The organism is Veillonella faecalis (genome assembly GCF_024677885.1).
Classification (GTDB): Bacteria; Bacillota; Negativicutes; order Veillonellales; family Veillonellaceae; genus Veillonella; species Veillonella nakazawae.
On record NZ_JALBWL010000002.1, the window covers coordinates 495,563 to 510,865 of the forward strand.

At 40.2% G+C, this 15,303-nt stretch carries 14 protein-coding genes; 13 read left to right on the forward strand and 1 reads right to left on the reverse strand.

Annotated features, from left to right (window positions below; translation table 11 throughout):
• Window positions 1-4 precede the first annotated feature (4 nt).
• From MOQ65_RS06035 to MOQ65_RS06045, 3 genes are all read left to right on the forward strand, one after another.
• Window positions 5-565: a Fe-S-containing hydro-lyase gene (locus MOQ65_RS06035; RefSeq protein WP_005385442.1), complete on the forward strand. Its 561-nt coding sequence runs from the start codon at window positions 5-7 to the stop codon at window positions 563-565.
• Window positions 566-831: 266 nt separating this feature from the next.
• A complete protein-coding gene (locus MOQ65_RS06040; protein ID WP_105094198.1) occupies window positions 832-1,383 on the forward strand; it encodes a TIGR01440 family protein in 552 nt (183 codons plus the stop codon).
• A gap of 9 nt (window positions 1,384-1,392) precedes the next feature.
• A complete protein-coding gene (locus MOQ65_RS06045) occupies window positions 1,393-3,264 on the forward strand; it encodes an LPO_1073/Vpar_1526 family protein (RefSeq protein WP_257846972.1) in 1,872 nt (623 codons plus the stop codon).
• Window positions 3,265-3,412: 148 nt separating this feature from the next.
• Here MOQ65_RS06045 and MOQ65_RS06050 read toward each other — a convergent pair whose 3' ends face one another.
• Window positions 3,413-4,138 (reverse strand): Crp/Fnr family transcriptional regulator, encoded by a 726-nt coding sequence (locus MOQ65_RS06050; protein WP_105084936.1) that lies wholly within the window; start codon window positions 4,136-4,138, stop codon window positions 3,413-3,415.
• Window positions 4,139-4,412: 274 nt separating this feature from the next.
• Between MOQ65_RS06050 and hcp the strand changes: the two genes are divergently transcribed.
• The 10 genes from hcp (at window position 4,413) to brxF (ending at window position 15,271) form a co-directional block, all read left to right on the forward strand.
• Window positions 4,413-5,978, forward strand: a complete 1,566-nt coding sequence (hcp, locus tag MOQ65_RS06055; RefSeq protein ID WP_005377073.1) for a hydroxylamine reductase — start codon at window positions 4,413-4,415, stop codon at window positions 5,976-5,978.
• A 438-nt stretch (window positions 5,979-6,416) separates the two neighbouring features.
• Complete coding sequence (gene sdaAB, locus MOQ65_RS06060) at window positions 6,417-7,079, forward strand: L-serine ammonia-lyase, iron-sulfur-dependent subunit beta (protein ID WP_005385446.1); 663 nt, start codon at window positions 6,417-6,419, stop codon at window positions 7,077-7,079.
• A gap of 11 nt (window positions 7,080-7,090) precedes the next feature.
• Window positions 7,091-7,963, forward strand: a complete 873-nt coding sequence (gene sdaAA / locus MOQ65_RS06065) for an L-serine ammonia-lyase, iron-sulfur-dependent, subunit alpha (protein WP_178886035.1) — start codon at window positions 7,091-7,093, stop codon at window positions 7,961-7,963.
• 68 nt (window positions 7,964-8,031) lie between these two features.
• Entirely contained in the window at window positions 8,032-9,450 is a 1,419-nt protein-coding gene (locus MOQ65_RS06070; RefSeq protein ID WP_156720015.1) for a CCA tRNA nucleotidyltransferase, read from the forward strand.
• Window positions 9,450-11,417: a penicillin-binding transpeptidase domain-containing protein gene (locus MOQ65_RS06075; protein ID WP_257846973.1), complete on the forward strand. Its 1,968-nt coding sequence runs from the start codon at window positions 9,450-9,452 to the stop codon at window positions 11,415-11,417. Before MOQ65_RS06070 ends, MOQ65_RS06075 begins: the two co-directional genes overlap by 1 nt.
• A gap of 118 nt (window positions 11,418-11,535) precedes the next feature.
• Window positions 11,536-12,363, forward strand: a complete 828-nt coding sequence (locus MOQ65_RS06080) for a bifunctional 5,10-methylenetetrahydrofolate dehydrogenase/5,10-methenyltetrahydrofolate cyclohydrolase (RefSeq protein WP_060924355.1) — start codon at window positions 11,536-11,538, stop codon at window positions 12,361-12,363.
• On the forward strand, window positions 12,356-12,697 hold the full coding sequence (hypA, locus tag MOQ65_RS06085; RefSeq protein ID WP_005385455.1) for a hydrogenase maturation nickel metallochaperone HypA: 342 nt from the start codon (window positions 12,356-12,358) through the stop codon (window positions 12,695-12,697). Before MOQ65_RS06080 ends, hypA begins: the two co-directional genes overlap by 8 nt.
• Window positions 12,698-12,712: 15 nt before the next feature.
• Window positions 12,713-13,366, forward strand: coding sequence for a hydrogenase nickel incorporation protein HypB (gene hypB / locus MOQ65_RS06090; RefSeq protein WP_005385456.1), 654 nt, complete (start codon window positions 12,713-12,715; stop codon window positions 13,364-13,366).
• On the forward strand, window positions 13,363-14,778 hold the full coding sequence (locus MOQ65_RS06095) for a hypothetical protein (protein ID WP_257846974.1): 1,416 nt from the start codon (window positions 13,363-13,365) through the stop codon (window positions 14,776-14,778). The genes hypB and MOQ65_RS06095 overlap by 4 nt, the downstream gene beginning before the upstream one ends.
• Before the next feature lie 28 nt (window positions 14,779-14,806).
• Entirely contained in the window at window positions 14,807-15,271 is a 465-nt protein-coding gene (gene brxF / locus MOQ65_RS06100; RefSeq protein ID WP_005379848.1) for a BREX-3 system P-loop-containing protein BrxF, read from the forward strand.
• Window positions 15,272-15,303: the final 32 nt, after the last annotated feature.

Genomic DNA, 15,303 nt, shown 5'->3' on the forward strand with positions numbered 1-15,303 from the left:
TACAATGGCTGAAACAATTCGCATTAATACTGAAGAATATAATGAAGAGTTTTCCCGTAAATTAAAAGTTGGTGATAGCGTTCTTATCACTGGCAAAATTTACTCCGCTCGTGACGCTGCTCATAAAGTTATGACTGAAGCTTTAGCACGTGGCGAAAAATTACCAATCGATTGGACTAACAAATTCGTTTACTACCTTGGCCCAACACCTGCAAAACCTGGTGACCCAATTGGTTCCGCTGGTCCTACAACTTCTGGTCGTATGGATGCTTATACACCAACAATGCTTGATCAAGGTATCAAAGGCATGATCGGTAAAGGTTCCCGTAAACCAGCAGTAGTTGAATCCATGAAGAAAAATGGTTGCACATACTTCGCAGCAGTTGGTGGCGCTGCAGCATTGATTGCAAAATCCATCAAAAAATACGAAGTACTTGCTTATGGTGAACTTGGTCCAGAAGCTTTGGCTGAATTGACAGTTGAAGATTTCCCTTGCATCGTAGTTGGCGATACTGAAGGTAACAACTTCTACGAACAAGGCCAAAAACCTTATAGAAAAATCTAATATCACCGTTGAGTGATTGAAAGAGGCTTGCTAATGCAAGCCTCTTTTTTATCTATAGAGGTTCAATAATTATCACTGTACATGTATATATTTAATGATCATTACATTGTTTATTAGTATGATAGTAATATATGAAATTACTTTTATAGTTTATATATTATTATGTTAGATTCACTTTTGTTTAGTAGAGTAAAGTCTACCGATTCTGTCCATTTTGTGATAATATACATATAGATTTATACATTCAAAGTGAGTGAGGCGATATCATGACTTCTGTAGAAACTATTCGTCAGTCAGTGCGTACAGCGATGGCTGAATTGCTAGATTTGGCAAAGGTTCGAGAAGGTCAATTATTCGTGGTGGGTTGTTCCACTAGCGAAGTTATGGGTAAGAAAATTGGCACTGATTCCCACATTGATGTGGCTCAGATCCTATTTGATGAAATATATAAAGCTGTTAAAGCTAAAGGTCTTAATTTGGCCGTTCAATGCTGTGAGCATATTAATCGAGCTCTTGTTATGGAACGTAGTGCAGTAACATGGGAGGAAGAGGTTAATGTAGTACCTCAACGTCATGCAGGTGGAGCCATGGCTGTTACTGCCTATGAACGTTTTGACGATCCAGTGATGGTTGAATTTATTAAAGCTGATGCAGGTATCGACATCGGGGACACTTTCATAGGTATGCATATGAAACATGTTACTGTACCAGTGCGCCTCAGTATTAAAGAAATTGGTGAGGCTCATGTAACTGCTTGTCGTGTTCGACCTAAGAGCATTGGTGGTGAACGTGCTGCATATAATGAAGCGTTGATGTAGGGGGATAGTATGTCAAACGTAATACCATATTTTGTATTAGCTGTTGTAGCGCTTGGATTTTTTGCCATTTGTTACGCCGTTTTTAATCGTAATGATAGTGAAAGCCAAGCTAAAGATGAGCACCATGATAGATCTGTTACTAAATTTGATGGTGAACATCATAGAGAAAAGTCCGTTAATGAATCTAGGGTAGGCGATGTAACTGTTACACATGAAGGTGGAACCAATGTGTATACGGCCTCTGTGTTAGAGGATAATGAAGATTATAATGCTTCTGAATCTATGGTAACTGATGAAGATACATCTTATAACCGACGAGATGGCAATCAATTACATGTGGAAGACTCCGAAGCAGGATATTCCTTGGCCTTAGGTCATCATGCAGGCGAGACTGAGACTAAATCAAGTCAAGCTGACTTAAAAGGACAAGAACCTGTTCAAGATACATCTGTTTCTGCTGATTCTATTACGCATGAATCTGTTTCACATGAATCTATTCAAGTAAATTCTGGTTCTCTAGAGAAGACAGAATCTGCTCCAACAGAACATAGTAATGATGAAACTATTATAATGCCTGCAGTTTCTGATGGTAAACGCTCTAATAGTGAGCATCATTCCACTCCATTGATGGATAAGACTATTGTTCTTGATGCTGTTACAGATGAACTTCGCAATCGCGCTAATTCTGTAGAGGATACGATTGCTATGGGCGAATCTGTAGAGGCTCTTGAAGCTGATGAAGCAGAACATATTGAGGCTACACAAATGATCGGTGGTGTCGATGAGATTAAAACAGCAGAAGGTCCATCTGTATTGGATGAAACGCGCTTGTTTGATGCTTCCGAAATAGAGGCTCAATTGGCAGCCGCTAGTATGGTTGAAGAAGAGGTACCAACAGGACAATGGGCTAAAGCGGCACATGAAGATAAATGTATTGAATTGGCAATCGCGCCATTTATTCATGCCTTCGGCGTATTGCATGGAGATACACAACATTATGTGGAATCTATTACAAGAGATGCATTAGCAGCTCTTAATATTACAAAGTTAGCTGAAGTCAATGCACTTCTTGATAATATTGTTATTCAAGAAGCCTTGATGAGTATGCAAAAGGCTTATGCTGCGACGAATACAGAGTGGATGAAATCCGCCGCCTTAGGTGCGTTCTTAGATGTAGTACAATCACCTAAGTCTAGTACTCCGTACCTTGTAGCCTTTGATGCGTTACGTGTATTGCCACACTTGACATTAGGTCATTTCCAAGTCATGGCATTGACACTATTGCTACAATATTCTAGAAACTCTAATAATTATGGATTAATTCATTTCCAACATTATGTAGAGAAATATATTGAGCCATTTATTTCTGATTTACCTCAAAATAATTCTTTCTACCGTCAATTAGATTACTTACGCTGTACACAAGAGGAACGTGAACCGATTACATTAGCCCAAGTATTATCCAATTCTTATCCATTCGTGTTCAATTATCGTGGTTTCTCCAAGGAGGAACTCTTCCGTGCTACCGATGGTCATGGTGTGGATCCGCGCTATGTAGTGCGTAGCTTGAACTCCAATCTATATAAATTGGCTTTGGTTGATGAGTCTTTAGCACCACGATTCTTTAGACAAACACGCATTTCCGATTCTATGGTACAACGAGATCTCATCGCTCTTATGAAGAGTAAACCGACTGCTTTCAGAGGTCAAGAAGCACGTGATATTATGGATGATATTTCTCCAGTTCTCTTAGATTTAGCAGATGTATTTGATCATACGCCTATGTCTAAAATCAGTTTAACATTACTTGGCCTATATTTAGGTCGTGCTCATGTGAAAGCTACGATTGGTGAAGAATTCGATTTATCTCATTGGTTCTAATGTGTAAAATTAATTGTAAAGAATTAATACTAAAGAACTAATACTAAAGAAATAATAACTGTATACTAAAAGGTCTCCCTAGATTATATAGGGAGACCTTTTTACGTTTATTGTATATTATTAGTTTTATTATAGGTTAAAAGATATGCTAGAAGCTATTAAAACCGAATTCTTCGATTCCTTCCACGTCTTTTAGTATTACTGTACGGCCTGTAATATCGATAATGCCTTCATCTCTTAGGCGCCCGAGTTCGCGGCTAAGTGCTGTGCGAGATACATTGAGTACTTCTGCCATTTGCTCGCGGTTATGTGGCAAATGGATTGTTGTAGACTGCTGACGTTTATAAATGTCTGTTAAGTACGCGAAAATCTTCTCGCGCATACCTTTCAAGGTAAGATAATGAACCTTTCTTGTAAGGAGAATAGCTTTTTCAGATAAGTCCTCTAATAGGTTAGATAAGATTTTAGTTTGGCATTGTTGGCAATCTGGCAATGTATCAATAAATGTTTCGAGCGGAATGAACATAATTTTTGTAGCCTTCGTAGCCTTAATAGTAGCAGGCCATAATGGTTGCTTACTAAATAGTAATGCTTCACCAAAAATATCAGATTGTTCAAGGTTAGCCATAATAACGCGTTGGCCCATAACATTTTCTCGTGTCAGTAAAGCGCTACCTTCGAGAATAACGCCAATGCCTTCCATCGGATCCCCAGAGAGGGCGATGAAGTCATTTTTCTTATAGCTATGAACAATAACCTTTGCATTATGTAAATAGCCTTTTAATTCAGGCTCACCTAATTTATTGAATAGAGGACAGTGTATAAGAGTGGGCAGATATTGGTTGATAATATCGTTTGAAAGTATTTGCTTCATGAGCACCTCCGGTGTGACGAAGTCTATAGTAAATTTAAATGATTATTGTATAATAATAGTATAAGGTCAAATGACCTACCTGTTCCACAAGGGGAGTCAGGTAAAAATTTTGAAAAAGTTTTTTATTTGTTGCTCAAGCTACAGAAATTGTATCATCTTTACGTTATACTTTCAAATGTAATCAATCAGACACCTGATAATTCATCAGTGTAATGTATAGGTTTTATATTATCTAGCTTGAATGCGAGGAAGTCTCGCAAAGGAGGATTTTTAAATGAGCATGTTCTGTTATCAATGCGAACAATCTGCAGCACCAGGCGGCTGTACTGTACAAGGTGTATGTGGTAAAACTGCACCAGTTGCTAACTTACAAGACGAATTAACTGCTGCTTTAGTTGGTTTAGCACGCGCTTTAGACGTAAAAGGCCAAACTAAAGAAGGCGTTGACTATTTAATGCGTGGTTTGTTCATGTGTGTAACAAACGTAAACTTCTCTGAAGACCGCGTTCAAGAATTCATCGACGAAGTAAACGCTTATCATGCAAAAATCGATAGCGCAGCTCAAAACTTCGATTGGGAACAATTGTGGAAAGGTGAAGAAGATATCGTATCCCTTCGTTCCACATTATTGTTAGGTATGCGTGGTATGGCTGCTTATGCATGGCATGCTGCACGCCTTGGTTTCCATGATCCTGAAGTTGATGCTTGGTTCATCAAAGGCATGGTAGAATTCGCTAAAGACCACAGTGCTGAAGAATGGTTGAACTTGTTGATGGAATTTGGTCAAATCAACTTGAAATGCATGGCTATTCTTGATAAAGCTAACACTGAAACATATGGTACTCCAGTACCAACTACAGTACCTTTGACTGTAGAACCAGGTCCTTTCATCGTTGTAACTGGTCATGACCTTCACGACTTGAATCAATTGTTGGAACAAACTGATGGTAAAGGTGTAAATATCTATACTCATGGTGAAATGTTACCTTGCCACGCTTACCCTGAATTGAAAAAACATCCTCAATTGAAAGGTAACTTCGGTACTGCATGGCAAAACCAACAAAAAGAATTCGTTGACGTTCCTGGCGCATTCTTGTTCACTACAAACTGCATTATGCCACCAAAAGAAAACTACAGAGCTAATATCTTCACTACAGATATGGTAGGTTTCGACGGCTGTGCACACGTAGAAGAAAAAGCTGATGGCACTAAAGACTTCTCCGCTGTTATTGAACGCGCAATCGAATTGGGCGGCTACAAAGAAGCTCAAGAATTCACTGGCATCAACGGTGGTCACGAAGTAACTACTGGTTTCGGTCACGGTACAGTATTGGGTATTGCTGATAAAGTAATCGACGCTGTAAAAGCTGGCGCAATCAAACACTTCTTCTTAGTTGGTGGTTGTGACGGTGCTAAAGTAGGCCGTAACTACTACACAGAATTCGTAAAACAAACTCCAGATGATACTGTAGTATTGACATTGGCTTGTGGTAAATTCCGCTTCAACGACCTTAACATCGGTGAAATCGGTGGTATCCCTCGTATCCTTGATATGGGTCAATGTAACGATGCTTACTCCGCTATTCAAGTAGCAGTAGCTTTGGCTGGTGCATTTGAATGTGACGTAAATGACTTGCCATTAACATTGGTATTGTCCTGGTACGAACAAAAAGCAGTATGTATCTTGTTAACATTGTTGGCATTGGGTATCCGCAACATCTACATCGGACCTTCCTTGCCTAAATTCTTCTCCAGCAATGTATTGAACATTTTGGTAGAAAAATTCCAATTACATCCAATTACAACTCCAGAAGCTGACATGAAAGCTATCTTGGGCTAATAGGATCCATTAACTTATTAACTACAGTCCTACTTCCCCTCTCTTTTATGATTTAGGACTGTTGTTATAAATAACGCACCTTAGGTTCGCCTAAGGTGCGTTTTTTACTATTTTTGTAAAAGCTATCTATTAGATTTTGTATATTGATGGGGTCCGACATTATTACGACAACTAGATTACTAATGGGCACCACCTATCTCATGCCTCCATACGACGCGTAAGTCGGCCCTCAATAGGTGGTGCCCATTAGTAAAACGTTTGTAGAACATAAGTCCCATCAATATACAAGCTTTTAGAACAGCTTTTACAAGAGTGGTAGTCCTCTGTAGGCAAACAAATATGCCTCTAATGTGCATATAGACATGTTTAAATATCGATTGTTATACTATAGATACAGTAAGATTTTTTCACATTGTTCATGTGTATATAGAGGCGTGTATGAATAGTATTTTTGATATTATAGGGCCTGTTATGATTGGCCCGTCTAGTTCGCATACAGCTGGTGCTGCGCGGCTAGGTAAGATGGCGCGGTGCATTTTCCGTTCCACACCTAAAAAGGTAGATTTAACCTTATATGGCTCTTTTGCTAAGACCTATAAAGGCCATGGTACAGACCGTGCCTTGATTGGGGGCTTATTAGGTTTTAAAGAGGATGATACGAATATTCGTGTTGCTCATAAATTAGCTGAGAAAGAGGGCATGGAATATAATTTTATTGAGTCTCCTCTTGATGTAGGTCATCCTAATGTAGTTCGTTTTGATATGTACGATGAACATAATCGTCATATGACTGTGATTGGTCGATCTCTTGGGGGCGGTCAAATTATGATTACCGAAGTAGATGGCAATGATATGTCTATTACTGGCGATGAGTTTACTCTTGTTGTATTCCATGAAGATAGACCTGGCGCCATCTCTTTGGTGAGCCAAGCATTGAGTGAGTCCGATATTAATATCGCTACCATGCGCGTGTTTCGGAAGGGTAAGCACAAGGATGCAGTGATGGTCATTACTACCGATACGGTGGTAAATCCAATTACCGTTCAGTTTATGCGCGAGTGTCCAGGCATTCAAGATGTCATGACCTTTGAAGCGTTATAGGAGGGCGAATGATGAGTTATGCATACGATACAATTGCAGATATTATTCGCCTAGCTGAGGAAAATAACATTTCCTTTGGCGATGTAGTACTGCGTTATGAATTAGAGAATTATGACCGCAGTGAAGAAGCGGTTATTCGTGAAATAGAGCATCGTTTAGACATCTTTGAAGGTTCTATTCAAGATGGTATAGACTATGCAGAAAAAACGGCCTCTGGTATGTCCGGTGGTCAGGCGGCACAGCTTAATGGCCAAGCACCAAGATTTATGAGTGATATTGCGTACAAGGCGATGACCTATGCTATTGCTGTAAACGAGGCGAATGCAAAAATGTTCCGCATCGTTGCGTGCCCTACGGCTGGATCTTGTGGTGTTATGCCTGGCGCGGTGAAAGCAGTAGCGGACCATTACAAGCTAGATAGAGCAACTATGGTAAAGGGCTTCTTGGCTGCCTCTGGCATTGGCAATGTCGTAGCGAATCGCGCTTGTGTGGCCGGTGCCGTTGGCGGTTGTCAAGCAGAAATTGGTACGGCCGCTTGTATGGCTGCCGGTGCCATTGTAGAAATGATGGGCGGTACGCCACGTCAAGTAGGACATGCTATCGCATTGTGTATGAAAAATTTATTGGGCCTTGCCTGTGATCCAGTAGCAGGGCTTGTAGAGGTACCGTGCGTTAAACGTAATGGTTTCTATGCAGTTCATGCCATTACTGCATCTGAATTGGCTTTGATGAATATTGAAAGTCAAATTCCACCAGATGAAGTTATTGAAGCAATGAATAATATCGGTCGCGCTATGCCAGCCGCATTGCGTGAAACAAGTGATGGCGGCCTTGCGGTAACACCGACGGGTACAGCTATTGCAGAACGAGTGCAATCCTTATAGGATTGCACTTTTTTCATGCTTTCATTTGTAGTAAAATAAAGATTAGACTAGTTCAGAAAGGAGTGTGCATGATGGAACAAGCCAATCGAATATTGACTGTATTAGAAGAAGCAGGTTATGAAGCCTATATCATTGGCGGAGCAGTGCGTGATATTTTGATGCATCAAAAGCCTCATGACTTTGATATTGTGACGTCTGCACGCCCTGATACGGTAATTGAAGTCCTACGCGGTCAAGATATTCAAACGACAGACTTAGTAGGAAAATCTTTTGGTGTAGTAGTAGCTACACTAGAAGGAAAGCAATATGAAATTGCAACGTATCGCACTGAACGATATGGAGCGGATAGTCATCGACCAGAAGAAATCGCTTATGCCGATACCTTGGAGGAAGACGTGTTGCGTCGCGACTTTACGGTCAATGGCATGGCGATGAATCGTTTTGGTGAGGTCATAGACCTAGTAGGGGGACGTCGAGATATCAAGCATAAGACATTGCGAACCATTGGCAATGCACAGCAACGCTTTGAAGAAGACGCATTGCGATTATTTAGAGCATGCCGCTTTGTGGCAAAGCTAGATTTCTTACCTACCGAAGACTTATTAGAAGCTATGCCAAAGGCATTTCATCGTGTGCCCGGATTATCTCTCGAGAGAGTTCGTAGTGAACTGGACCGACTCATGTTAGAGCCCGCTGTGGCTAAGGGCCTTGATGTATTAGTACAATCTCGCTTGGCCGAGTGTTCTTGTCGCGTTGTAGAAAATGGCGTCGCTCGTGAAGTGCCTATTTTACCAGAGCTATACCATCTTGTGAATTTACCACAAGAAAAAGACTTTCACGAATTTGATGGTTGGTATCATACATTAGCCGTTGTATCTCATACAGAACCAGATTTAACATTACGTTGGGGTGCACTGTTACACGATGTAGCAAAGGGGATGCCTACGGTGCGTGCTGTGGTGAATGGTCGCCTCACAGATCGTGGTCATGATACATTAGGGGCTGAAATGACAGAAACATTACTTACTCGTTTAGGTTACCCTAAGAGTTTTGTGCGCCGTGTAGCTTGGATTGTAAAAAATCATATGCGCTTTCACTATTTTGTACAAAATGGGGAAGCTAATGAGAAGAAGTGGATCCGTAAAGAGGCTCGCAGCGGTGAGTTTCGAGATAGTCAAATTATGCGAATTGCATGGGAACAATTATCTAAGGTTTGTGCTGCCGATGTATTAGGCTGTGGGAAGCCTTATGCATCGACTGATGGCACCTTAGCCTTTGGTGAATGTATGGCAGATCTTAGCCTAGAGATGCCTATCCATACAAAGGATTTAAATTATGACGAACGAGTTATTAAGCTTGCAGGGAAAAAAGTGGGGGAAGGATTGCAGTATTTATTAGGTCAGGTACAAAATGGGGTGATTCCCAATGAACCAGATGCATTATATGATGCATTAGACCATAAGTTACGCCGTCCAGTGGAGAAATGATGAAGTTATTAAATAAAGCGTTATTACGCATGAGTGATTGGAGTCGCACTACGTGGTGCCTTGCCATACTCATGACCGTTGCCTTCGTCCTTATCGGGCGTTTAGCACAGTTACAGGTCTTTGATACCTTTGACCTAGAGAAGAAAAACTTATTACAAGTTCAAGTAGATAGAAAATTACAATCGCCGCGGGGTACAATCTATGACCGTAATGGCAAGCCATTGGCGATGAGTGTAGTTACAAAATCTTTATATGCGGATCCGAAGATGATTAAACAGTCTCCTCAAGAGATTGCGGAGCTCATCTCACCGTATGTAACGATGTCAAAAGAGAATATTGTAAAAGCTTTGCAAGAGGATACCGCCTTTGTCTGGTTGAATCGTGTGATGGATGCAGACAAATCAAAAGCGGTACAACAAGTTATTAAGGATAATAATATTGCAGGCCTTAATTTCGTTGAAGAATCTAAGCGCTATTATCCAAATGGTGTCTTAGCGGCACAAGTATTAGGCTTTGTCGGCACTGATGATAAAGGGCTTGATGGTCTAGAAATGGTTCTCGATGACGAATTAAAGGGGGGCGTACAACAAGAAATTGTAGCTACTGATAATAAAGGGAATGCCATCTTTGGTTCCGTACTATCTAAATTTTTACCAGATAAGGGTAAAAGCGTAACCTTAACCATCGATGCAACAATTCAATTTATTGCAGAACGCGCTCTTGATAAGGCGATGGTTGATACAGGAGCTAAGCATGCCAGCGTTATCGTTATGGATCCAAAGACCGGTGAAATATTAGCGATGGCCAATCGTCCAAGTTATGATCCTAATAACTACAACCAAAGTGGTGAAGAGGCTTTCAAAAATATTGCGGTTACCAATTTATATGAACCAGGTTCTACATTCAAACCTATCATTGCATCTGCAGCTCTTGCAGCAGGCAAATGGAAGTTAGACACTGTGTATAACGATAAAGGGGCCTTCGCTGCCAATGGACATATCATTAGAAACTGGGATGGTGAGGGATATGGTCCTGTTCGTTTGCTAGATATTTTGAAGTACTCTCTTAATACTGGTATGGCTGAAATTGGTACATTAACAGGGGCAGATATTCTCTCGAAATATGTACGTGATTATGGCTTTGGTTCTGAAACAGGTATTGAATTGCCTGGTGAAGGAGCAGGTATTTTGTATAATCCAGAGGATATGAGTAAGCTAGACGTTGCGACTATGTCTATTGGTCAAGGTATTGCGGTTACACCATTACAAATGGTTCGCGCTTTTGGTGCCCTTGCTAATGGCGGTGCTATGATGAAACCGCATATTATCAAGTCCTATAGTAATTCTCAAGGGGATGTGACAAGTACGACAGAAACATCTGTTGTAGGCCAACCAGTTCCTGCGGAAACTGTTAAAACCATCGTAGATATTCTAGAAAAAGAAGTATCTGAAGGTGGCGGTACAAAAGCGATGGTAGAAGGCTATCACTTTGCTGGTAAAACTGGTACGGCGCAAAAACTAGATACCAAACATGGCGGTTATCTCGACGGACAATACATTGCGTCCTTTATTGGCTTTGGCCCTGTAGAGGATCCAAAATTTGTAGTTCTTGTCGTTATTGATGACCCACAAAAGGGTTCTTATTATGGTAGTCAAATTGTAGCCCCTGTATTTAAGGACATCGTATCTCAACTTGTACGGTATTACCAAATGAGTCCGTATGTTAAAGAAAGTACACCAGTAGCTGTTAAAGCTGCTAATACATTACCTGAACCAAAACCGGGAAGTGATGGTTCTGTTACATTGCCTAACTTTACTGGTTTTACCTATGGTGAAGTGCGTGATTGGTTACATAAGGCGGGACTTGCCTTTAAACCGGATGGAACTGGTACGGCTACATCTCAAGATGAAAGTAGCGGTACAACTGTTCAGGCTGGTACAGCAATTACTGTTCATTTCCGTAGATAAAACGAATTCGGTCATAATTAGAAATTATAGACAGTTCGTTATATAATAGAATAAGAGACTTAGGTGCCTCTCCGGAGGCGCCTTATTTTATAGATAGTTTAAATGAATGGAGATACTTATGATCGAATTACGCGGTAAAGCAGTAGCAGATGCTCACAAGGCGATTTTACAAGAAAAAGTTGCAGCAGTAGGGGACTCTGTAATTACTATGGCAGTATTACTTGTTGGTGAAGACCACGGTGCTCATATGTACGCTACATTTATGGAAAAGACAGCAAAGAATTTTGGCTATGGCTTTGTATTAAAACAATTACCTGAAACGGCTACACAGGATGAAGTGGTGACAGCATTGCAAGAATTAAATAATGATGCGGCTGTTCATGGAATTTTACCGTTAATGCCGATGCCTAAACACATTGATACAGAGGCTCTTATCGATATGCTAGATCCTAAAAAAGATATCGATGGTTTAACTACGTATAATATTGGCCTTGTAACTGCTGGCAAAGGGGGCTTTGCCCCTTGTACTGCTAAGGCGTGCATGGCAATTTTAAATCACTACGATATTCCTGTAGAGGGGAAACATGTGGTAGTAATCGGTCGTAGCCAAGTGATTGGCAAACCAGTAGCTCTTATGACTCTCGGTGCACATGGTACGGTTACAATGTGCCATTCTAGAACTCCTGATTTGGCAGAGCAAGTAAAACGAGGCGATATCGTTATTGCTGCAGCGGGTCGTGCTCATATGATTACAGCAGATATGATTAAGCCAGGTGCTGTTGTTATCGATGTAGGCATTAATGAACTAGAAGGTAAGACGGTAGGCGATGTTGATTATGAAGCGGTAAAAGATATTGCGTCTGCAATTACTCCAGTGCCTGGTGGTGTAGGCTCTGTAACGACTACTATGATGCTTGAAGCTGTATATGAGGCATACCATGCATGAGATGTCTATAGCAGAAGGTATACTTGATGTAGCCCTCGATACGTTACGACAACACGATGCATCTGTGATTCATTCCGTTCAACTCGATTTGGGCCTTATGAGTGGAGTAGAGCCAGATTCTCTCCTATTTTGCTGGGAAGCCGTTACAAAAGGGACTGCCGCAGAAGGTTCTCGTATAGAAATTAACACGATTCCTATTGAAGGAAAGTGCTTGGATTGTGATAAAACATTTCCTGTAGAAAATTATAAGTTTATCTGTCCCTATTGTGACAGTCATTTCGTACAAACCATTGGTGGCCGCGAACTACAAGTGACCTCCATGGATATCGATTGATAGAAAGGTTAGGACATGCAAGTTCAAGTTAAAACTAATGTATTGGCAAAAAATGATGCCATTGCAGAGTCCTTACAACAGTTGTTTAAGGAAAAAAATATTTTTGTATTCAATCTATTAGGTTCTCCAGGGGCTGGTAAAACATCTCTGTTAGAGGCAACTTTACATGATTTGAAAAAAGATTACCGCCTTGCTGTTATTGAAGGTGATTTATTTACTGCTAAGGATGCGGAACGGATTCATGAATTAGGCGTTCCTGTTATTCAAATCAATACAGTGGGAGGTTGCCATCTTGATGCACAAATGATTCAAGATGCACTAGGTGATTTAAATCTTGATGAACTGGATATGATCATTATCGAGAATGTAGGTAACCTTGTATGCCCTGCAGAATTTGAGATTGGTGAAAGCATGAAGGTAACTGTATTATCTGTTACTGAAGGTGAGGATAAGCCTCTTAAATACCCATTAATCTTTAAAGAGTCAAAGGCTATCCTCATTAATAAGATAGATTTATTGCCTTATGTACCTTTCAAAAAAGATAAGGCCATACAAGATATACGTAATTTGAATCCAACAGGAGAGATTTTTGAAGTAAGTTGCACGGCCCATAATGGACTTGAGCCATGGTTGACATGGTTGCGTGCACAATTGGAGAGTAATCGATGAATCATTCTATTAAGAGCCGTATCGTAGCGGCACTTTTAGTAGGCTTATCTGCTACATCGGTAGGGTATGCAGCAGAGCCGGCTATTTCGACTGTGAAACAAACTGCGGTGGAATCTACAGAGAATGCAAATGATGTTGCACATACGGATGATAAGACAACTGTAGAAGCAGCGGGAATTGATGCGGCTGAGTCTGTTGCGTATATAGATAATGCACCGATTAAAGCTGTTAAAATCGATACAAAGACAAAAAAGGAAAACACTAAAACAGGATGGCTAGCTGAACAAATGGCAGTTACCGAGTTTGGTGATTCCATACAGTTTTGGCAAGCAGCTAGCGAAAATGAAGGTCCATTACCTAGCGTAACGCAAAATAACTTGGCTGATATTGGTAAGTCTTATACGGCTAATAATTTGCCAGCTTTAGGGTCTGAAGATGATTATGCTATTGATGGGTATCGCTTAGGAGATCAGTTTGTAGCGCCTAAAGATGTAGAAAAAACAGTGGTTCGTGATAACTTTACGACGTACTATATGAAAGACTTGGAGGTGACCGTTTACACGGGACCTGCTCAAGAGCGTTTAGTAAATAATCAATTACGCGGTCAAGGTGCTACTTATTTCTTTGAACCGAATACTATTACTAATATTCATAGTACGAAAAAAGGCATCCACACTGTACGCGATATTGGTGTTGGTAGCACGCGCATGGAATTGGTATTTGCCTATGGTAGCCCTATTGCGATGTGGCGTGATTTGAAAAATGAAAGTTATATTTTCCTATATGAAGGTCATTCCGAAAATTCATGGTCTCGAAAAAAGGAATTTAATAGCTCGATAGAGAATACAAATAATAATAGCCAACAACAATCTATGCTAGGACAACAGAAAGAATATATTGCTTTCACCATCAAACAAAGCAATGTAGAGGCTGTTGATATGATTAGTGGGCAAGTATGGCCAAGATTTGGATTGCCTAAAGCTCCAGTATATGATTTTCAAGCAGGTAAATTGACTGCTGATGATTTTGTGTTGCGTGGCTATAAATTAAATGATTATTTTGTTAATGATCCCAATAATGATTGGAAACATCAAGGTATGTTGTTTGGGTCCACATTTATTGGCTATAACGAATATGGCGTGAGTGTTGATAAAAAAAATCTCATCAATCGTGTTCTATTAAATATTTACACACCTACTCGTCGCGGCATTGCGATGGGGGATACTAAATACTTATTGCTCTTTGTATATGGTATGCCTACTCGTATTGTTGAATCTACAACAAATGCGGGCACATCTACTGTATATGAATATAAAAATCCAGCGGCAAGCGACTCATATTTGCAGTTTGCCCTAGATGATAAAAACCAATATATCAAATCCGTTATGTTATCTGACCGTCCAGTTAAGTAGGAACGGTTACAGCGAGGAGGCAAGGGATATGGTTACAGTTCAAGATGTAAGAGAACGTTGGGAACAAATTCAAGGTGATGATGAACGTATATTGTTTATCGTTGGTGGTCCTGGTTCTGGTAAAAGTTTGTTGATTCGTGAGTTATCTGAACAAAAAGGTTGGAAGTACTTAGAGGCAAAACAACTTATTGAAGAAGAGTTTTTATTAGTACCTCGTGATGAAAGACCACAACTTGCAGAAGAAGTAATTCGTCGTGCATTAAGTCGCAGTGATACAGAAGTTGTTCTTATCGATGGTATTAATGTATTGTTTGCACCGATATTAAATTTAAATCCTCTTGAACTATTAAAGACTATTAGTAAAACATATCCGATTGTTGTAGGTTGGCGTGGTCATCTCGAAGGTGATCAATTATACTTAGAACACAATAATGATCCAAAACATGCGGTAGTGACAATCACTAAACCTGATCGTGTTATGGTTATTGATTAATAGAGTTATATTGATTGTTGAGGGCATTATAT

Excerpts from the sequence above, each read along its gene's own strand:
- MOQ65_RS06035 (WP_005385442.1), top strand. The coding sequence starts at position 5 with ATGGCTGAAACAATTCGCATTAATACTGAAGAATATAATGAAGAGTTT.
- MOQ65_RS06040 (WP_105094198.1), top strand. The coding sequence starts at position 832 with ATGACTTCTGTAGAAACTATTCGTCAGTCAGTGCGTACAGCGATGGCT.
- MOQ65_RS06045 (WP_257846972.1), top strand. The coding sequence starts at position 1,393 with ATGTCAAACGTAATACCATATTTTGTATTAGCTGTTGTAGCGCTTGGA.
- MOQ65_RS06050 (WP_105084936.1), bottom strand. The coding sequence starts at position 4,138 with ATGAAGCAAATACTTTCAAACGATATTATCAACCAATATCTGCCCACT.
- hcp (WP_005377073.1), top strand. The coding sequence starts at position 4,413 with ATGAGCATGTTCTGTTATCAATGCGAACAATCTGCAGCACCAGGCGGC.
- sdaAB (WP_005385446.1), top strand. The coding sequence starts at position 6,417 with ATGAATAGTATTTTTGATATTATAGGGCCTGTTATGATTGGCCCGTCT.
- sdaAA (WP_178886035.1), top strand. The coding sequence starts at position 7,091 with ATGAGTTATGCATACGATACAATTGCAGATATTATTCGCCTAGCTGAG.
- MOQ65_RS06070 (WP_156720015.1), top strand. The coding sequence starts at position 8,032 with ATGATGGAACAAGCCAATCGAATATTGACTGTATTAGAAGAAGCAGGT.
- MOQ65_RS06075 (WP_257846973.1), top strand. The coding sequence starts at position 9,450 with ATGAAGTTATTAAATAAAGCGTTATTACGCATGAGTGATTGGAGTCGC.
- MOQ65_RS06080 (WP_060924355.1), top strand. The coding sequence starts at position 11,536 with ATGATCGAATTACGCGGTAAAGCAGTAGCAGATGCTCACAAGGCGATT.
- hypA (WP_005385455.1), top strand. The coding sequence starts at position 12,356 with ATGCATGAGATGTCTATAGCAGAAGGTATACTTGATGTAGCCCTCGAT.
- hypB (WP_005385456.1), top strand. The coding sequence starts at position 12,713 with ATGCAAGTTCAAGTTAAAACTAATGTATTGGCAAAAAATGATGCCATT.
- MOQ65_RS06095 (WP_257846974.1), top strand. The coding sequence starts at position 13,363 with ATGAATCATTCTATTAAGAGCCGTATCGTAGCGGCACTTTTAGTAGGC.
- brxF (WP_005379848.1), top strand. The coding sequence starts at position 14,807 with ATGGTTACAGTTCAAGATGTAAGAGAACGTTGGGAACAAATTCAAGGT.